This window comes from Cupriavidus metallidurans CH34 (genome assembly GCF_000196015.1).
Taxonomy (GTDB): Bacteria; Pseudomonadota; Gammaproteobacteria; order Burkholderiales; family Burkholderiaceae; genus Cupriavidus; species Cupriavidus metallidurans.
In genome coordinates, this window is the sequence record NC_007973.1 from 3,013,899 (window position 1) to 3,031,659 (window position 17,761).

Genomic DNA, 17,761 nt, shown 5'->3' on the forward strand with positions numbered 1-17,761 from the left:
TCATGGATGTCATTGCTGGGTAGCGTCGTCCTGGGCTTCGGCGGGCTTGCCCGTATCGGGAGCTGAGGCTGCGGCGGCCGCCGCGGCCGATGCGGCTGCCGCCGATGCTGCCTCGGCGGCGCGCCTGCCGGAGCCGCCACCGCCGGAGAACAGGTTACCCCAGTTGTTGAAGCGCCGGTTGAACAGCACCGAGAGCCCGTTGATCGAACCGCCCTTGGCAAGCAACGACCATCGTTGCGAGAAGGCCCAGGTCAGCTTGACCACGTTGGATGCCGATGTCAGGCTCTGTTCGTAGCCCACCGATATCTTGTCGGTCACGGCCTTGCCGACGCTCACCACCTGCGTGTCGCTCAGGCCAGCCGTGCTCGGTCCGATCGAGAATTCATCGATGCCGAAGTGCGACACCACGTTTTTGCCGGCCTTGCCGCCAATCATGCCGAGCGCCGCACCGCCGAGCGCCCCGCCGCTCAGTTGCTTCTGCTGGCTCGCCCCGGCGCCCTCGGCGCCGTAGCCGAACATCAGCCATGACAACTTGTCCTCGTCAGGCACGTTCGGCTCCGATACCAGCCGCACGCGCGGCAACCGCACCGTTCCCGTCACCTCGACACCGGCCTCCACCTCCTGGTTGCGGCGCATCGCGCGGATATTCATGCCCGGGTTGTCTACCGCGCCGTTGAAGTTGATATAGCCGTACTCGATTTCCAGCTTGCGGCCGAAGGCCTCATAAGTGCCGGTTACCACGCGAACCGTGCCGGTGGCGCGCATTGGCGTCAGCGGTTCGCTGCGCACGCCAAGCTGGCCGGCCAGCAAAAGGTCGGCGCCGGCGCCACGGAAGCGGAAGTTGTCACCCAGATCCACGGCAAGATCGATCAACGGGCTGAAACGACTGGCTGGCTTGGTCTCGGGTGCCTGCGTGGCGGCCGTCTTCACTTCGCGCTGGTCGCGCCTGCGCACCACCACGACATCGTCGCCAAGCACCGGTGCGCCGGCCTTGGGCAGGTCGAACAGGCCTCGGTCGACGCGGAACTTGCCGCGAATCGCGATCTTCCGATTCTCGTTGGCAATGCCGGCTTCGCCGGACACGATCAGCGTGCGCTCGGGGCTGGCGAACAACTGCAGCTTGTCGGCCACGATCTTGGCCGTCAGGTTCGGATCAGCCTCGCCGAGCTTGACCGCGCCTGTCGCCGTCACCGTGCCGTCGCCACCACGGAAGCGCACCTGCTTGAGTTCCACCGTGTTCTGGTCCAGCGCGATCTGCACCACGCCATCCGTCAGGCGGATGCCCAGGTCGTATAGCGTGACGGCGATGTCGCTGCCATCGACCGTCCCGGTCAGCAACGGACTGCCGACCGAGCCGCCCAGGCGCACCGCGGCAGCAATCTTGCCGTCGTACGCGAACTGCGGCCCGCTCAGGGCCTCCAGCGATTTCAGGCGTGGAATGTCGGCGGTCACCGTGCCAGCCAGCGTGGACGCCGACCCAATCGTCAGCAGACCCTGCTCGCTGATCAGCCCCGCCGACGCATCGACGTCGAGCTTGCCGATCCGCTGCGAGGTGGTGCCGCCACGCAGCGTCATGCGATTGCCGACGAACTCCGCCCGCAGCGCGGTTTCGCCCAGGCCGAGCGTGGCCCAGCCGCGACCCGCATTGACCGAAACGTCGCCGCTGCGGCGGCGGATTTCGGCAAACCCGGTCGCGGTCTCGGCGAGGTTCAGGTTCCACTTGCCGTCGAGCACGAGATCCGACCGGATCGGTGGCGGCTCGCCCGTCAGCGCCTGCAACACCTCCAGCACATGGGCCACCTGCACGCCGTCAAGGTTGCCCTGCGTGTGGATGCGCCCGTGATCAAACTCGAATCCGTCGATACTCAGCGTCGAGCGGTCCAGCACCAGCCGGGTCTGGCCGAGCCGGATGTGCTGGTCCGCCACCAGCAACTGCGTCGGCGCGGCCAGTCTGAGATTGACGGTGCCGCGTTCCTCCAAGGTGTGAATCGTGCCGTTCCAGCCCTGATCGCCCCGCCATGCGCCCTGCCCGGCCAGTGTCAGTTGCATGGGGTGCCCATGCAGCGAGCCGGCGGCCTTCACGTCGAAGGTGTGATTGACTTGCGTGCCGGAAAGGTTGGCGTCGAGCGTGCGGAGGCTGGCCTGCGGGCCACTGTAGTCACGCGCGCTAAGCTGCGCCGACAGCGTGCCATCGAGCCCACCACGCAGTTCCGCATGGCCGCTGGCGCTCGCCACCTTGTGCGGGCCGATGACCAGCGACTGGGCGCTGTAGTCGCCAACGATCTCGGGGCGCTTGAGCGTGCCCGTGATCTCGGCATCAAGCTTCGCCCGGCCCGCCACACCGAACTTGAGCCGATCGAGTTGCGGCGCGTCGACGTTGACCTTGAGCCGGTCTCCACGCGCGCCAAAGCTGCCACTCAGGTTGACCTGGTTACCGGCCATCAGCAGCGACGCCTCGCTGGGCAACAGGCGTTCGCCTTCGAGCCGCACCTTGCCGCTGCCGGTCATCGGCAGTCCTGCGTACTCGCTCTCCTTGAGCCCGAAATCGACCGCCACGCGCAACACCTTCGCCAGCGATCCGCTCGTCGAGAAATCCGCATTGATGCGCCCGGGCGCCACCTTGGCCAGCCGCGCGGGGTCGAAGTCGGCCAGTTTGCCCTTGAAGCTGAACGCCTGCTCGTCCTTGAGGCCGAGCTTGCCGTCGGCGGTCAGCGTTCCGCTGCCGAGCCCGGCTCGCAGTGTGGATAGCGTCACCGCATCCTTGTCGACGCTCGCGTTGGCAAAGAGCTTGATGTCGCCGCCCGACACATCCAGGGCCACACTCTGGCGTCCTGGTTCGAGGCGCAGGCTCACGGGGCCGGACAAACTCGTCGGCATCAGGCTCGTGTAGAGCGCGGCCACGTCAAGCCGGCGCACATCGAGGTCGAAGCCGCCGCGCCCATCATGCAACGATCCCTTGCCGACGATCTCGGCCTTGCCCAGCAGCGCGATGCGAAGGTCGCTCAGAATCTGCGTCGCCTCGCTGAGTTCGACGCGGGCCTGCACGCTCTGGACAGGCAGGCGTTCCTTGTCTAGCGGCCCTGGTTCGAGGTTGTTCACGGTCACTTCGCCCGCCACGGTCAGCGGTGCGGTCGCGCTTGACGCGGGCTTCGCGGACGCGCCGCTGGCTGGTGGCGGTGAAGCAGATGCAGATGCAGATGCAGGGGCAGGGGCAGAAGCTGAAGCACGGGCGGCTGGCGCTGACACGGAAGCAGCCGGGGCCACCGGACGCAGGTCCGCATGGACACTCAGATTCGCCTGCGGCGCGGTCGCACTGAACAGTCGTGGATTGATGCGCTCGCCGTCCACCATCAGATGCGTGAATGGCACCTCGCCAAACGGCGTCACATCGGCACTGGCACGGGCACGTATCCGGTCGCCGTTAGCTTCGACCTGCGCGTGCAGCGTCTCCAGCGAGCCATCGACACGCGCGGTCATCTCATACGACTCATCCTGCCAGCGGCCCTCCGCCAACGCCTCGACGGTCAGCGCGAACGGCTTGCGGCCGGCGATCTGACCGTTCGCCTGCAACTTGCCGTACGGTGTGACCAGTCGATCGATCACGATGCGGTGACGCTGCCCGTCCGAATGCACCGCGCCCGACAAGCCCGACAGCACCAGCGGACTCGACGTAGCGGGCGGGCCCTGCAGCAGCGACAGTTCGCCCAGCGTGAGGGTGTCGATATCGATCGCGAGCGGCAACTCGAGCGTCGCCGGCATTTGCGCGGGCGGCGTGTTGGGTTCGGAAGCCGGCAGTCGGGCGTCGATCTTGCCCACGCGCAGCCATTCCACATGCAGCCGCATCGGCGACCATGTCATCTTCCATCTGCTGTCGATACGGTCAATCGCGACGCGCGTGTCGCCGCTGGCGTACACCACGTCATGCAGACGCAGCCCGCTCGCCACGGTGCCACCATCGAACTGCCCGGCCAGCATTCCAGCCGACAGCCGCGTGGCCAGCCCCCAGAGGTGGCGCGTACCGGTTTCGTTATGCAGCGCGAACGCGGCCGCGCCGATAACCGCGATCGCCAGGAACACCAGCAGGCCGACGATCCATGCCAGCACACGCCACACGCGGCGGCGAGGACGTAGTGGTCGCGGCGCATTCGGCGTCTCGCGCGGGACAGGGGGCATGTCCGGGATACTCATCAGAACGCCACTCCCAATGAGATATGCGGACGGAACTGCTTCTGCTGGATGCCGTAACCGACATCGAGCTGCACCGGGCCCACCGGGCTGCGCCAGCGCGCGCCCACGCCGACGCCGTTATAGATCGTGACACCCTTGATGCTGTTCGACGCTGTACCCGCGTCCCAGAACACGGCGAAACCCCAGTCCGGCTTGAACCAGTGCTGGTATTCGAGGCTGCCGGTGCCCAAGTAGCGCGCCGGCACCACGGCGGCGCCCTCGGGCGTGCCGATCGACTGGAAGCTGTAGCCGCGGATCGAGTCGGTACCACCGGCCCGGAACCGCAGCGACGCCGGCACCTGCGCCGGATCGGCCTTGGTCAGATCCGCGCCGAGTTCCAGGCGGGCCACGAACAGGTCGCGGTTGCCCACGGGCATGTACTGCCGGATACGGCCATAGAGACGCAGGAACGTGGCATCGCTCAGGAAGCCCTTGCCCGCCACGCCGATCTGCGTGCTGATCACGTTGCCCCGGCGCGGAAACACGGGGTTGTCCACATCGCGGCGCGTCCAGGCGAACGCCGGCACCAGTGCCTTGGAGATCTGCGCCGGTTCCCCGAACGGCAACAGGTTGTCGTAGTAGAAATCCAGCGAGAACGTGGTGTCGTACTTGTCGCGCGAGCGCGAGCGCTTCAGACCCGCGCGCCAGCTCGTCAGATCGGTGCTTTCGACGTCGATCGTGCGTTCGTAGCTGCCGTAGATACTGTTGCGGAAGGTACGCGTGTCGGGCGGCATCGCCGTTTCCAGATAGGCGTACTGGCGCTTCTGTTCGATGCTGAGTTGGGAGTCAAATACCCACGCGCGATTGAACAGGTTGTAATAGGAGTACCGCCCGCTCACCTGCGCGCCAGTGTCAGTCGTGTAACCGACGCCGGTATTGAGGCGATGCAGCGGTTGCTCGCGCACCCGCACGCGCACCGGGGTCGTGATGGTATCGGGCTGCGTGGCCTTGGTGGTCTTGGTGGTCGTCGTCGCGCCATCGGCCTCGGTCGCGGCATCGGAGGCTGTCCCTGCTTCGCCCTTGGCCTCGGCCACGGCATCGGCCGGCTCCACCAGGTCGACCTGCACGTTCGAGAAATAAGGCTGGTTCTGGACCGCGCGCTGCAGTTCGAGCAGCCGCTCCACGCGATATGGCTCACCAACGTTCAGCGGGTTCACGTTGCGGACGATCTGCTCCGGATAGCGGCGTGTGCCCTCGACCACCAGCGGACCGAGGATATAGGCAGGCCCGCTCTCATACCGGGCGGACAGATCGGCGGCCTGTTCGTCGGGTTCGACCCGCGCGCGCGACGCGGCCAGCTTCGCACCATAGTAGCTGCGGCTCTGCAGCGTCACGAGCGCGTCTTCCTTGGCCTTGTCCCAGGTGGACTGCCGGAACGGTTCGCCAACGGGCAATCCCCACTTGGCGCGCATCTGCTCCACCTGCTCAGGCGACTGCGTGGCGGCCGGGCCGGTCACCTGCACATCCACGGCGCGGATCAGCGTGCGCGCGCCGGGATCGACCGAAATGTGGACCACCCGTTTGTCGCCCTCACCTTCCACGGTGGCCTTGGTCACCGGATCGAACCAGCCCTCGGTGGACGCGAACTGACGCACCTGGTCGTCCACGGTCTCCACCATGTACTGGAACTGGTCGTCGGAAATGTCGGTGCGATCGGTGTAGCGGGCCAGATCGAGGTGTTCCTGCAGGATGCCCTTGAGCGCATCCGGCGCGTCGATCTCCACCTTGTAGGCCGCCTTGGCGGCATGGCCGAGGGGCGCGTGCAGGGCCAGCAGGAACGTCAGGACGAGCCCGGCCAGACGCGCAACCCGCCCGGCACTCCGGTGGCTAGTCGGCGTCCTGCCAGCAGCGACCATTCCGGCCAGGTGGCCCAAGTCAATCCTCATCCTGTCGGTGTCTACCCGCAAAGTCGCTATTTGACCACACCGCCGCAAGAGCCACGTCAGTCCGACACCAAATTTCAAAATTCTTTTAGCGGCCTCCAATACGGTAAAATCCAGCCCCAACATCCCCAACGCCGCCCAGAGGGCACAAGGTTTCACCATGGCCATGTACGAATCGGATATCACCCAGTTCCTGAAGACGCTCAAGCAGGAGCGCCCGTCCCTGGACGCTGAACAGCGCGAAGGCCGTGCCCTGCTGTGGGACAAGGCCCCGATCGATCTGGAGGAGCGCGCTCGCGCCGACGCGTCGCGCGTGGCCCAGAAGCCGTACGTGTACGCCTCCGAGAACTGATCTCCCCGCCGGGACGCCCCCGATGCACCCAAGCGATCCGCAGGAACAGGCCGCGCAGGAAAAGCTGAGCCTGCCGGTCGAACTGCCCAGCGTAGCTGGTGCCGGTTCCGCCACCAGCGCCGCCGACATGGTCGACGGCCTGGCGTTCGCGCGCCTGTATGGCGAGCCGCTGTTCAAGCTGCCGCAGGACCTGTACATCCCGCCAGACGCGCTCGAGGTGTTCCTGGAGGCCTTCGAAGGCCCGCTGGACCTGCTGCTGTACCTGATCCGCAAGCAGAACTTCAACGTGCTGGACATCCCGATGGCCCAGGTGACGCGTCAGTATCTCTCGTACATCGAGCAGATCCGCAAGCGCAACCTGGAACTGGCCGCCGAATACCTGCTGATGGCGGCGATGCTCATCGAGATCAAGTCCCGCATGCTGCTGCCGGTGAAGAAGGCCGACAGCGACGAGGAAGCCGAGGATCCGCGTGCGGAACTGGTGCGGCGTCTGCTGGAATACGAGCAGATGAAGCTGGCCGCCCAGCGCCTGGACACGGTGCCGCAGCTCGGCCGCGACTTCCTGCGCTCGCAGGTATTCATCGAGCAAAGCCTGGCGCCCCGCTTCCCCGACGTGGAAACGCTGGACCTGCAGTCCGCCTGGGCCGACGTGCTCAGACGCGCCAAGCTGAACCAGCACCACAAGATCTCGCGCGAGGAACTGTCCGTGCGCGAGCACATGAGCCAGATCCTGCGCCGGCTGCAGCACGCGCGCTTCATGGAATTCAGCGAACTGTTCGAAGATGCGATCCGGTCCGGCAAGGGGGTGCCCGTGGTAGTGGTGAACTTCATCGCCATGCTCGAGCTCTCGCGCGAATCGCTGGTCGAGATCACGCAGGCCGAGCCGTTCGCGCCAATCTATGTGCGATTGGCGTACACGCCCGCGTAGACTTACCCGGATATCGGACAATACGAAGGGCGTCGCGCGGCCTGAAGCCGCGATGATGCTCTACAATCCGCCGACAGCCCGGCCGACGTCTGCCATGAGAGCCAGGCACGGGTGAAGTCCGACTTCGGGACGCTCCCCTACCACGACCGCACACGACATTCATGAAAGTCATCTCCTCCATCCAGGCGCTGCGGGACCAGTTGCGCGGACAGAACCGCGTCGCTTTCGTCCCGACCATGGGTAACCTGCACGAAGGCCACCTGTCGCTGATGCGGCTGGCCCGCCAGCATGGAGACCCCGTGGTGGCGTCGATCTTCGTCAACCGCCTGCAGTTCGGCCCGAACGAGGACTTCGACAAATACCCGCGCACGCTGCAGGACGACATCGAGAAGCTGCAGAGCGAAGGCGTCTACGTACTGTTCGCGCCGACCGAGTCGGACATGTATCCGGTGCCGCAGGAGTACCGCGTGGACCCGCCGCATGACCTGGGTGACATCCTCGAAGGTGAATTCCGCCCGGGCTTCTTCAAAGGCGTCTGCACGGTGGTGATGAAGCTGTTCTGCTGCGTGCAGCCGCGCGTGGCGGTGTTCGGCAAGAAGGACTACCAGCAGTTGATGATCGTGCGCCGCATGGCCAAGCAGTTCGCGCTGCCGGTGGACATCATTCCGGCCGAAACCATCCGAGCCGAGGATGGGCTGGCCCTCTCGTCGCGCAACCGCTACCTCGGCGAGACCGAGCGCGCCGAGGCGCCGGTGCTCTACAAGACGCTGCACGAAGTGCGTGACACCGTGCTGGGCGGCGATGGCGTGGACCTGCTGGCCGTCGAGGCCGACGCGCTGGCCCGCCTGCAGGCCCGTGGCTGGAAGCCCGACTATGTGTCGATTCGCAAACAGGACAACCTGCAGCCCCCGACCCGCGAGGAATTCGCGGCCGGCGCCCCGCTGGTGGTGCTGACGGCGGCCAAGCTCGGCGCTACCCGGTTGATCGACAACCTGGAGATCTGAGCGCGAATCTGAACGCAAGAGCGATCCGACCCCGCAACAAAAAAAGCCTGCGCACTTGCCGCAGGCTTTTTGCTTCTTGAACTGCTTCTTGAACGGCTGAACCCTCAGGCCCGCCGCAGCCGTTCGCGCTCCAGATGCCGGCGATGGCCGCTGCGGCGCTTCCACCAGATCAGCACGCCGGTCACCGCGAATGCCAGCGGCACCAGACCGAACACGGTGATGAACGCGCGCCCCCAAGAGCCAAACGCCTCGCCCGTGTGCAGCGGGAACAGCCAGTTGATGATGGTATCGCCAGACGCCGCGTTGCGTGGATCGCGCACGGCCAGCGGGCGGCCGGTGTAGGCGTCGAGCCAGAGCCGCGTGGCCCCGGTATCGGCACGTACCTCGCCTTCCTGGCGCAGGCGTACCTCATAGGCGTCGCCGGGCTTGCGCGGCAAGCTGATGCGCGTCACTGCCGCATCCGGGAACTGCTTCTGCGCCGCTGTCATCGCCTGAGCCGGCGTGATGGCATGCGTGCCCTCCGGGGCCGGATCCGAAACCGGCTTGATCTGCGGGCTCAGCGTCGCAACGCTGGCGATGATCGGCGTGACCCACTTCGGCAGGTTCAGGTACCAGCCGGAAAACGCGATGGTCGCCAGGATCGGCGCCACGAAGATCCCGCCCGCACGATGGCTCGTGTAGATGAACCGCGACCATGAGCCGCCGTGCGTGATGCGCACCGACTGCTTCAGCGAGCGCCACTTGAACTTGGGCCACCACAGCACCACGCCCAGCAGCACGCTGATGAACAGCATCATGCCGGTCACGCCGGTGATCGTCTTGCCCGTATCGCCGGACAGCAGGTAGCGGTGGAGATGGAAGACCGTAGGCATCAGTGCCTGCCGCGACAGCCCCGGCACGCCCCACAGTCGCTCGCCCTTTACGGCCAGCGTGATCGGGTCGATCATCACCTGGCGGAAGCGTCCGGGGCCGGCCTCGGGCCCCTTTATCGGGTAGTACGCTACGAACACGTCGTGCTCGTCGGTGGGCAACATCAGCAGGTTCGGCTTGCCGAAGTGAGGATCGGCCATCAGCTTCGCGGTCACGGACTCCACCGTGGCGGCCCCCACCGGGATGCGTGTGGCGGATACGGCCTGCAGCAGGTCCGGATTCAGCCACTTGTCGATCTCGTCACGCCATGAGATGGCGGTGCCGGTCAGGCCCATCAGGATGAAGAGCACGCCAAAGACCAGGCCAATATATAGGTGCAGTTTTACGAAAAACGTGCGCAAACGACCGGAGAGCATTGTAGGATTTGTAGATGCTTGTACGAGGCGCGCAAGGCACTTCAGAAAACAATCCGAATGCCGCCTGGCGCAAGCCTTCGCAAATGCAAATGCGAAAGATTCGCGATTCTAGCAGCGCAAACCCGTCACCGCCCCATGACGCCCAGTTCCATGCCCCATCAGATCGAACTTGTTCAGGCGACGCCAGCCGACGTAGCGCTGATTGCCACCATGCACGCCGAGAGTTGGCGCGACACCTATGCCGGCCTGATACCCACCGAGTATCTCGAACAGCACACGCCGGCGGAGCGCCTCGCCACTTGGCGCGCGCGGCTGGTGGACGGCGCGGAGGCACCGCTGGAAGTCAATATCCTGCTTGTGGATGGTCAGGCCGCCGGTTTCGCGTGTCTGATGCCGCTGGCGGAGCCGGGCTACGGCATTTATCTGGATAACCTGCATGTGCGCAAAACGTATCACGGACACGGCTACGGCAAGCTGCTGCTCGCGCATTGGGCCGACTACACGGCGCGCCGGTGGCCCGGCAAGCCGCTGTTCCTGTACGTGCTGGACGGCAACACATCGGCGCGGGAGTTCTACCGGCGCCTGGGAGGCGTAGAGTCGGACAGCTTCGACGACCCGTTTCCGGGGACCGACATCATGGTAACGATCCGCCGCGTGACCTGGAACGAGGTGCCAGTACTGGTCAGCCGACTGCAGCCGGCCCCTCGGTAACGACGCCACCCTTGCCGTCGAGCCAGCGCAGGATCGGCTGCCATTGTTCCCAGTCACGCGCCACGCGCGACGGCGCCACGTCCCACAGCGTCAGGCCGTGCGCGGCCAGTTGGACGTAGTTCTGCGTATCGCGCAGGTAGCCAAGCACCGGTAGGCCCAATCCTTCGACAAAGCGCTGGAGTTGCTCTGCTGCGCGGGTACGCACGTCCACGCGCATACCGATCACGCCTACCGGCACCTCGCCGTGCCGCACGCGCTTGTCACCAGCCAGCTTGGCCAGGAAGTCCTGCGTGGCCAGGATGTCGAACATGGACGGCTGCAGGGGCACCACGACGCGGTGCGCCAGTTTCATGACATCAGAGTAGCGCCAGCCATGCAGGCCGGCGGGCGTGTCCAGCACCACGTGCGTGGTGCCCTTCGGAGGGCGGGCGATATTGTCGGCGTCGATGTCCCAGGTCGAGATCGGCGGCGCCGATTCAGGCCGCAGGTTCAGCCAGGCGCGTGACGACTGCTGACGATCGGTATCGCCCAGCATCACGGCGTGCCCATGGCGGGCGAAGTATCCGGCAAGGTTGGTGGCCAGCGTGGTCTTGCCCACACCCCCCTTTGGATTGGCGATCACGACTACCGGCATGAAAGTCCTCCAATGTCCGATTGGGTGCCATGAACGACAACAAGACTCTCGACTTCACCGGGCGCACGGCGTCATGGCAGGCCGCCCCGACTCTCCGACAACTCCGCAAGTGTAGCGTGCCGCCCGGGCTAACGACCCAGCGGCGCGAACAGCGCCCCCAGATCGAGATTGGCGGCGAGGCTGTCGGCCAGCCTGTCGAGCGACGCCTCGCGCAGCGCATCGAGGTCGACGCCTTCAGCCTGACCGAGCCCGGCCCAGCGCAGCAGCGCGCCGCACGCGGCGGGATCGTCGAACAGGCCGTGGACGTAGGTCGCCAGTACCTGACCATCGTCGGATCGGGCGCCGTCCGGTCTGTCACCCTCAAGCCACAGCGCTGGCCGGGCCAGCGCCGGGCCCTCGGTAACCCCGAGGTGAATCTCGTAGCCGCGCACCGTCGCGTCATTGCCATCGGCAAGCCGCCCCGCCACGCGCCGTAACTGCTTTTCTGGCGCCAGCGTGGTTTCGAAATCGAGCAGCGCGAGGCCGTCGCTCGTGCCCGCGGGCCCCTCCCTTCCATCAGGGTCGTGAATGCTCCGCCCCAGCATCTGCATGCCACCACAGATGCCGATCAGCTTGCCGCCATAACGCAGGTGCCGCCGCAACGCGCGATCCCAGCCATTGGCACGCAGGAAGGCCAGATCCGCGCGCACGCTCTTGCTGCCCGGCAGGATCACGAGATCCGCAGGCGGAATCGGCATCCCCGGGCCGATGAACTGGAGATCGACGCCCGGGTGGGCTCGCAGCGCGTCAAAATCTGTATGGTTCGAAATCCGCGGCAGCACCGGGACGATCACACGTAGCACTTCGCTCCCGCCCGCCTGCCCGGCCACCTGGGCGCTGACGATCGCATCCTCGGCATCGAGGTGCAGGCCATGCAGATACGGCAGCACCCCGAACACGGGTTTGCCGGTACGCGCTGTGAGCCAGTCCAGCCCGGGTTCGAGCAGCGCGATATCGCCGCGGAAGCGGTTGATGATGAAACCGGTCACGCGCGTGCGCTCCGTCTCGGACAGGCAATCGAGCGTGCCGACCAGGTGCGCGAACACGCCGCCCCGGTCGATATCGGCCACGATCACCACCGGGCAGTCCACGCGCTCCGCGAACCCCATGTTGGCGATATCGCGATCGCGCAGGTTCACTTCCGCCGGACTGCCCGCGCCCTCCACCAGCACCACGTCGTACGCCTGCGCCAGCCGCTCATGGCTTTCCAGCACAGCGGCCATCGCCCGTGGCTTGTAGTCGTGATAGGCACGCGCGTCCAGATCCATCCGCGCGCGGCCATGGATGATGACCTGCGCGCCGGTATCGCTACTGGGTTTGAGCAGGACGGGATTCATGTCGGTATGGGGCGCCAGTCCGGCAGCCTGCGCCTGCAGCGCCTGCGCCCGGCCGATTTCGCCACCATCGACGGTCACCGCGCTGTTCAGCGCCATGTTCTGCGGCTTGAACGGCGCCACCGGCACCCCGGCCCGCGCCAGCACCCGGCAAAGGCCGGCCACGACGGTGCTCTTGCCCGCGTCGGAAGTGGTGCCCTGGATCATCAGGGTGCCGTGCAGGGCACGCCCAGCCGGGAGGAAATCGGTTCGGGAAGCAGGTTCGTCGCGCATCGCGCGATTATCGCAGCATCGTCCTGGCGCGCGGGAGGTCTGGCGCACCAGTCTGCAAGATCGATGCGGACGGCTACAATACGTCGCATGAAGACCAAGGCCATCGCCCAGGCACTCAACATCTCGCCCTCCGCCGAACCAGCATCGGCGGGCGCCACCGTGGCCGGCGAGCCGGAAGCCCGGCCCACCCATGAGCCGCACGCGAGCATGTCGATGCCGCGCCAGTTGACGCTCGTGATCGGCGGTGCGCGATCGGGCAAGAGCCATTTCGCGGAGCAGCTCGCCACGGACCATGCGGCACTGACACGTGGCCCGGTCACCTATATCGCCACGGCGCGCCACGATGTCGATTCCACCGACGAAGAGATGGAATTGCGCATAGCGCTGCATCGCGCGCGCCGGCCGGCTGACTGGACCCTCGTGGAAGAGCCGGTGCATCTGGCCGACGCGCTCTACGGCCATGCCCGTCACGACGGTTGCATTCTGGTGGACTGCGTGACGCTGTGGCTCAACAACCTGATCTTCAGCGAAAGCCGCGACTATCCCGAGCACGGTGTCATCACGCCGCCACCGGCCTTCACCGAGGAGATCGACGCGCTGATGACCGCGCTGCCGATGCTGCCGGGCCACGTGATCCTCGTCACCAACGAAATCGGCTTCGGCGTGGTGCCGATGGGCGCCATCACGCGCTTCTATGTCGACGAGCTTGGCCGCCTGAACCAGAAGCTCGCCGCGGCCGCCGATCGCGTGCGTCTGCTTGTGGCCGGCATTCCCGTCGCCGTCAAGGACGCGCCCATCGCATGATCATGCTGTCCTGGCCGGCCTGCGTGGCGGCTGCGATCGCCGGCGTTCTGCTGGATCGCTGGCTGGGCGAGCCGCGCCGCTGGCATCCGCTGGTCGGCTTTGGCCGCTTGGCCACGGCCGTCGCCAATCGCCTCAATCGTCCCGAACGTGGCGCGCTACGCCAGCGCGTGGCGGGCCTGATTGCGTGGGCGGTGGTCGTGCTCGTGCCGGCCGCCATCGCGGTGTGGCTGATCTCGCTGGCGCAGGCCGTGCATCCCGCGCTGGCCTGGGTGCTCCATGCAGTGGCGCTCTATGCGGCGCTTGGCGCCCGCAGCCTCTCTCAACACATCGCTCCGATCGCCGGCGCCCTGACACGCGGCGACCTGTACGCCGCGCGCCGGCTTACCGCATGCATCGTCTCGCGTGACACCGAGGATGCCGACGCCGAGGCGCTGGCCCGCGCCGCGTGCGAATCGGCGCTGGAGAACGGCAACGATGCGATCTTCGGCGCGCTGTTCTGGTTCCTGATCGGCGGCGCGCCGGCCGTGATCGTGTTCCGTCTGGCCAATACGCTGGACGCGATGTGGGGCTATCGCACGCCACGCTGGCTGATGTTCGGCTGGGCGGCGGCACGCATCGACGACGTACTCAATTTCGTTCCGGCGCGACTGACCGCGCTCTCCTATGCATCGCTCGGCGCAACGGCGCAGGCGCTGCGCTGCTGGCGCACCCAGGCACGCGCGTGGTCGAGCCCCAATGCCGGTCCGGTGATGGCGGCCGGCGCGGGCGCCGTGGGCGTGGCTTTGGGCGGCGGCGCGCGCTATCACGGCGAGTGGGAAGAGCGACCGCCGCTCGGCGCCGGTGACGCGCCCGCGGCCATCCACATCCGCGCCTGTCTTCGGCTGGTGCAGCGCGCGGTGTGGCTGTGGCTCGGTCTGGCGATGCTGAGCGTGCCGCTGGTCGACCTGCTCGCCGGACTGCTGGAGCGCACGCCATGACCCACGCACCGATCCGCCACGGCGGCAACCTGCTCGCCGCCGTGCGCCGCTATGGCCGCCCGGCGGAAACGTGGCTCGACCTGTCGACCGGCATCAATCCCGACGGCTATCCGGTGCCCCTCCTACCCGCTGACGCCTGGCAGCGCCTGCCACAGGACGATGATGGCCTGGCGGGCATCGCCGCGCAGGCCTATGGCGCCGCGCACGCGCTGCCCGTGGCCGGCTCGCAGGCCGCCATCCGCACCCTGCCGCGACTGCTGCGCCCGGGGCGCGTCGGCATCGCCGCGCTCGGCTACAGCGAATACGCGCCGGCCTTCGCACAGGCAGGACACACCGTCACTCCGCTGGACGAGGCCGACTTCCAGCGTGCGGATCTGGCCGATGCGCTCGATCACCTCGTCGTCGTCAATCCGAACAACCCGACGGCCCGGCTGTTGCCCATCGACACCCTGCGGCACTGGCATGAGCGACTGGCATCGCGCGGCGGCACGCTGATCGTCGACGAGGCTTTTATCGATTGCACCGGTGCGGCATCGCTGGCCGGAAGCAGCGCGGCACCGGGACTGATCGTGCTGCGTTCGCTTGGCAAGTTCTATGGTCTCGCGGGTGTGCGCTGCGGCTTCGTGCTGGCACAGCCGGCCCTGCTCGACGCCCTGGCCGATCAGCTTGGCCACTGGACCGTGTCGGGCCCGGCACGCGCCGTGGCACGCATCGCGCTGACCGACACCGCGTGGCAGGCCGCCACACGCACATCGCTGAGCGCGGCAGGACAACGACTGGCGATACTGCTGCGCGACCATGGCCTGTCGCCCGTGTCGCAGCCATTGTTCAGCTGGGTGCCCGACGCGCGGGCCGGCAGCCTGCATGAAGCCCTGGCTCGGCAAGGCGTCTGGACACGCCTGTTCGACGCAGCCGGCGGATGCCCGAGCAGCCTGCGCTTTGGCTTGCCACCTAACGACGACGCGGCATGGCAACGGCTGGATGCCGCGCTTGGCCACGCACGCCACGCACTCCCTTCCCTGACCTGAATTCCGATGAAAGCCTTCTACGTAGCGAGTGCAGCAAGTGCCCTGCTGATTGCCGCCATGCCGGCGCATGCCGCGGTCTCCGTGGTCGACGATGCGGGCGAGACCGTCACGCTGGCGCAGCCGGCACGCCGCATCGTCTCTCTGGCGCCGCACGTGACCGAACTGATCTTCGCAGCGGGCGGCGGCGACCGCATCGTCGGCACAGTCAGCTACAGCGACTACCCGCCGCAGGCGCGCGATATTCCGCGCGTGGGTGACAACAAGGCGCTCGATCTCGAACGGATCGCCGCGCTCAAACCCGACCTCATCGTGGTCTGGCGCCACGGTAACGCGCAGAAGCAGACCGACCGCCTGCGCGCGCTCGGCATGCCGCTGTTCTTCAGCGAGCCACGCAAGCTCGATGGCATCGCCGACAATCTGGAAAAGCTCGGCACGCTGATGGGCACCACGCCCGTGGCCCACCGCGCCGCTACCGATTTCCGCCAGCAGGTAAGCACGCTGCGCAAAACCTACGCGGGCCGCCCGCCCGTGACCGTGTTCTATCAGGTCTGGCAGCAGCCGCTGATGACGCTGAACGGCGAGCACATGGTCAGCGACCTGCTCGCGCTATGCGGCGGTCGCAACCTGTTCGGGAAGGAAGCGGCACTGGTGCCAACGGTCTCGGTCGAAGCCGTGGTCGCGGGCAACCCCGAGGTCATGCTGACCGCCGGTATGGGCGCCACGCGATCCGACAAGCCGCTCGCGGACTTTGCGATGTGGGAGAAGTGGAAGCAGGTTACGGCCGTGGCACGCAACAACCTGTTCGTGATTGACGGCGATCTGGTCAATCGCGCTGGCCCGCGCGTGGCCCAGGGCGCGGCGGAGATTTGCAAGGACCTGGACGTGGCGAGGTCACGGCGGCCAGGCTGATGCTGGCGCGCTACGCCTTGGCGCTCCGGTTCCACCACCCCAGTCGGGCCTGCCGCTTCCCCAGGTGGAAGTGACAGGTCGCCCCGAACTCAAGCTCCCACTGCAGCGTCTGGGACAGCGTCAGCCCAAGCCAGTGCGCGGCCAGCATCCGCATCGGCCCCGCATGGGAGACGGCCCAGAGGCAATCGCCCGAGCTTGCGTCGAGCGTGTCAGCCCACGCCGTCACTCGTGCCATCACCTGCTGCGCGCTTTCGCCACCGTGCGGGCACGCGCCCATCAGGTCCGCCGCCCACAGGTCAAGCGCATCGCGCGGAATCTCGCTCCACGCCTTGCCTTCCCACGCGCCAAAATCAAGCTCTCGCAGCCGGGGCTCGATTTCGCGGACGGGCATCTCGACATGCGCGGACAGTAGCGCCGCGGTCTCCGTCGCACGCACCGCCGGACTCGTCACCAGACGTGAGGGCGGCAAATCGCCGAGCAAGCGTACGATCCGCTCCGGCGCCGGACTGACCGGCTGCGCCAGTTTCAGATCGAGCGCGCCGTAGCAAACGCCCGGCGCCACATCGGGCCGGACATGCCGGATCAGGACCACTTCCATGCCGCCGCCACCAGGTAGATCGACAATTCGGCAAGCTGCTGCGCCATACCGAGGCAGTCGCCGGTATAGCCGCCGATACGACGCACGAAGTACGCACCCAGCGCGGCACGCACCACGGCCAGCACCAGAATCGCCACGCCCGCGAATAGCGGCGACAGCCACAACAGCGGCACGACGCCGCACGCCAGCGCGAAAACCAGTCCGACACCAAACAGGCGCTGCGCCACCGGCTTGGCCTTGCCCTCGGCACGCACATAGTCATGCGTGGCCAGGAACGTGATCGCCATCGCGCGGCTGGCTCCATGCGCCGCCACCAGCAACACCAGCAGCACCATCGCACCGCCCGATTCCGCCACCGATACCAGCAGTTGCCACTTCAGCAACAGCGCCACCACAATGGCGATCGCGCCAAACGCGCCCACGCGCGAGTCGTGCATGATCCTCAGCACATCCTCGCGGCGATAGCCACCACCGAAGGCATCGACGCAATCCGCCAGGCCATCCTCGTGAAACGCGCCGGTGAACAGCAACGTGGCCGCCATGCCGAGCACGATCGCCACCGACGGGGACCAGAACGACAGCGCGCCCCATGTCACCAGCGCGCCGAAGGCGCCAACGATCAACCCCACCAGCGGGAAGTAGCGCGACGCGGCATTCAGGAAGTGCGGCTCGAACCCCACCCAGCTCGCCAGCCGCGCCGGCAACGGCACGCGCGTGAAGTAGCCGACGGCAGTGAGAAAGAAGCGGAGTTCGTTGGCCATCATGGCGCCTCAG

Annotated in this window: 15 protein-coding genes; 8 read left to right on the plus strand and 7 right to left on the minus strand. The window is 66.9% G+C overall.

Going from position 1 to position 17,761, the window contains the following annotated elements:
* Positions 1 to 9 precede the first annotated feature (9 nt).
* Together RMET_RS13905 and RMET_RS13910 are read right to left on the minus strand one after the other, a co-directional pair.
* The gene (locus RMET_RS13905) at positions 10 to 4,188 is read right to left on the minus strand and encodes a translocation/assembly module TamB domain-containing protein (RefSeq protein WP_011517341.1); all 4,179 of its coding nucleotides are present in this window, start codon (positions 4,186 to 4,188) and stop codon (positions 10 to 12) included.
* The gene (locus RMET_RS13910; protein WP_029309744.1) at positions 4,188 to 6,113 is read right to left on the minus strand and encodes an autotransporter assembly complex protein TamA; all 1,926 of its coding nucleotides are present in this window, start codon (positions 6,111 to 6,113) and stop codon (positions 4,188 to 4,190) included. Before RMET_RS13910 ends, RMET_RS13905 begins: the two co-directional genes overlap by 1 nt.
* A gap of 157 nt (positions 6,114 to 6,270) precedes the next feature.
* Here RMET_RS13910 and RMET_RS13915 point away from each other — a divergent pair, with 157 nt between their 5' ends.
* The 3 genes from RMET_RS13915 (at position 6,271) to panC (ending at position 8,394) form a co-directional block, all read left to right on the plus strand.
* Positions 6,271 to 6,462 carry a DUF3460 family protein gene (locus RMET_RS13915; RefSeq protein WP_011517343.1) on the plus strand — a complete coding sequence of 64 codons (192 nt, stop codon included), beginning with the start codon at positions 6,271 to 6,273 and terminating at the stop codon, positions 6,460 to 6,462.
* Positions 6,463 to 6,484: 22 nt separating this feature from the next.
* On the plus strand, positions 6,485 to 7,390 hold the full coding sequence (locus tag RMET_RS13920; protein WP_011517344.1) for a segregation and condensation protein A: 906 nt from the start codon (positions 6,485 to 6,487) through the stop codon (positions 7,388 to 7,390).
* 161 nt (positions 7,391 to 7,551) lie between these two features.
* On the plus strand, positions 7,552 to 8,394 hold the full coding sequence (gene panC, locus RMET_RS13925) for a pantoate--beta-alanine ligase (RefSeq protein WP_011517345.1): 843 nt from the start codon (positions 7,552 to 7,554) through the stop codon (positions 8,392 to 8,394).
* Between the two features lie 104 nt (positions 8,395 to 8,498).
* Here panC and RMET_RS13930 read toward each other — a convergent pair whose 3' ends face one another.
* Positions 8,499 to 9,680, minus strand: a complete 1,182-nt coding sequence (locus RMET_RS13930) for a PepSY-associated TM helix domain-containing protein (protein ID WP_011517346.1) — start codon at positions 9,678 to 9,680, stop codon at positions 8,499 to 8,501.
* 135 nt (positions 9,681 to 9,815) lie between these two features.
* Here RMET_RS13930 and RMET_RS13935 point away from each other — a divergent pair, with 135 nt between their 5' ends.
* Positions 9,816 to 10,391, plus strand: a complete 576-nt coding sequence (locus RMET_RS13935; protein ID WP_011517347.1) for a GNAT family N-acetyltransferase — start codon at positions 9,816 to 9,818, stop codon at positions 10,389 to 10,391.
* On the opposite strand, the gene RMET_RS13940 is transcribed toward RMET_RS13935, so the two are convergent.
* Both RMET_RS13940 and RMET_RS13945 read right to left on the minus strand, forming a co-directional pair.
* Positions 10,363 to 11,025 (minus strand): ParA family protein, encoded by a 663-nt coding sequence (locus RMET_RS13940; RefSeq protein WP_011517348.1) that lies wholly within the window; start codon positions 11,023 to 11,025, stop codon positions 10,363 to 10,365. The genes RMET_RS13935 and RMET_RS13940 overlap by 29 nt on opposite strands.
* A gap of 128 nt (positions 11,026 to 11,153) precedes the next feature.
* Positions 11,154 to 12,605 (minus strand): cobyric acid synthase, encoded by a 1,452-nt coding sequence (locus RMET_RS13945; RefSeq protein WP_029309746.1) that lies wholly within the window; start codon positions 12,603 to 12,605, stop codon positions 11,154 to 11,156.
* 279 nt (positions 12,606 to 12,884) lie between these two features.
* Here RMET_RS13945 and cobU point away from each other — a divergent pair, with 279 nt between their 5' ends.
* Genes cobU through RMET_RS13965 form a run of 4 tightly spaced genes read left to right on the plus strand, consistent with a single transcriptional unit; the run spans position 12,885 to position 16,389 of the window.
* The gene (gene cobU / locus RMET_RS13950; RefSeq protein ID WP_024569062.1) at positions 12,885 to 13,475 is read left to right on the plus strand and encodes a bifunctional adenosylcobinamide kinase/adenosylcobinamide-phosphate guanylyltransferase; all 591 of its coding nucleotides are present in this window, start codon (positions 12,885 to 12,887) and stop codon (positions 13,473 to 13,475) included.
* Positions 13,472 to 14,452 (plus strand): adenosylcobinamide-phosphate synthase CbiB, encoded by a 981-nt coding sequence (cbiB, locus tag RMET_RS13955; protein WP_011517351.1) that lies wholly within the window; start codon positions 13,472 to 13,474, stop codon positions 14,450 to 14,452. Before cobU ends, cbiB begins: the two co-directional genes overlap by 4 nt.
* The gene (gene cobD, locus RMET_RS13960) at positions 14,449 to 15,480 is read left to right on the plus strand and encodes a threonine-phosphate decarboxylase CobD (protein ID WP_011517352.1); all 1,032 of its coding nucleotides are present in this window, start codon (positions 14,449 to 14,451) and stop codon (positions 15,478 to 15,480) included. The genes cbiB and cobD overlap by 4 nt, the downstream gene beginning before the upstream one ends.
* A 6-nt stretch (positions 15,481 to 15,486) precedes the next feature.
* Entirely contained in the window at positions 15,487 to 16,389 is a 903-nt protein-coding gene (locus RMET_RS13965) for a cobalamin-binding protein (protein WP_011517353.1), read from the plus strand.
* A 10-nt stretch (positions 16,390 to 16,399) separates the two neighbouring features.
* Here RMET_RS13965 and cobC read toward each other — a convergent pair whose 3' ends face one another.
* On the minus strand, positions 16,400 to 16,987 hold the full coding sequence (gene cobC, locus RMET_RS13970) for an alpha-ribazole phosphatase family protein (protein WP_011517354.1): 588 nt from the start codon (positions 16,985 to 16,987) through the stop codon (positions 16,400 to 16,402).
* Positions 16,972 to 17,751, minus strand: a complete 780-nt coding sequence (locus RMET_RS13975; RefSeq protein WP_011517355.1) for an adenosylcobinamide-GDP ribazoletransferase — start codon at positions 17,749 to 17,751, stop codon at positions 16,972 to 16,974. Before RMET_RS13975 ends, cobC begins: the two co-directional genes overlap by 16 nt.
* Positions 17,752 to 17,761: the final 10 nt, after the last annotated feature.

Excerpts from the sequence above, each read along its gene's own strand:
- RMET_RS13905 (WP_011517341.1), bottom strand. The coding sequence starts at position 4,188 with ATGAGTATCCCGGACATGCCCCCTGTCCCGCGCGAGACGCCGAATGCG.
- RMET_RS13910 (WP_029309744.1), bottom strand. The coding sequence starts at position 6,113 with ATGAGGATTGACTTGGGCCACCTGGCCGGAATGGTCGCTGCTGGCAGG.
- RMET_RS13915 (WP_011517343.1), top strand. The coding sequence starts at position 6,271 with ATGGCCATGTACGAATCGGATATCACCCAGTTCCTGAAGACGCTCAAG.
- RMET_RS13920 (WP_011517344.1), top strand. The coding sequence starts at position 6,485 with ATGCACCCAAGCGATCCGCAGGAACAGGCCGCGCAGGAAAAGCTGAGC.
- panC (WP_011517345.1), top strand. The coding sequence starts at position 7,552 with ATGAAAGTCATCTCCTCCATCCAGGCGCTGCGGGACCAGTTGCGCGGA.
- RMET_RS13930 (WP_011517346.1), bottom strand. The coding sequence starts at position 9,680 with ATGCTCTCCGGTCGTTTGCGCACGTTTTTCGTAAAACTGCACCTATAT.
- RMET_RS13935 (WP_011517347.1), top strand. The coding sequence starts at position 9,816 with ATGACGCCCAGTTCCATGCCCCATCAGATCGAACTTGTTCAGGCGACG.
- RMET_RS13940 (WP_011517348.1), bottom strand. The coding sequence starts at position 11,025 with ATGCCGGTAGTCGTGATCGCCAATCCAAAGGGGGGTGTGGGCAAGACC.
- RMET_RS13945 (WP_029309746.1), bottom strand. The coding sequence starts at position 12,605 with ATGATCCAGGGCACCACTTCCGACGCGGGCAAGAGCACCGTCGTGGCC.
- cobU (WP_024569062.1), top strand. The coding sequence starts at position 12,885 with ATGCCGCGCCAGTTGACGCTCGTGATCGGCGGTGCGCGATCGGGCAAG.
- cbiB (WP_011517351.1), top strand. The coding sequence starts at position 13,472 with ATGATCATGCTGTCCTGGCCGGCCTGCGTGGCGGCTGCGATCGCCGGC.
- cobD (WP_011517352.1), top strand. The coding sequence starts at position 14,449 with ATGACCCACGCACCGATCCGCCACGGCGGCAACCTGCTCGCCGCCGTG.
- RMET_RS13965 (WP_011517353.1), top strand. The coding sequence starts at position 15,487 with ATGAAAGCCTTCTACGTAGCGAGTGCAGCAAGTGCCCTGCTGATTGCC.
- cobC (WP_011517354.1), bottom strand. The coding sequence starts at position 16,987 with ATGGAAGTGGTCCTGATCCGGCATGTCCGGCCCGATGTGGCGCCGGGC.
- RMET_RS13975 (WP_011517355.1), bottom strand. The coding sequence starts at position 17,751 with ATGATGGCCAACGAACTCCGCTTCTTTCTCACTGCCGTCGGCTACTTC.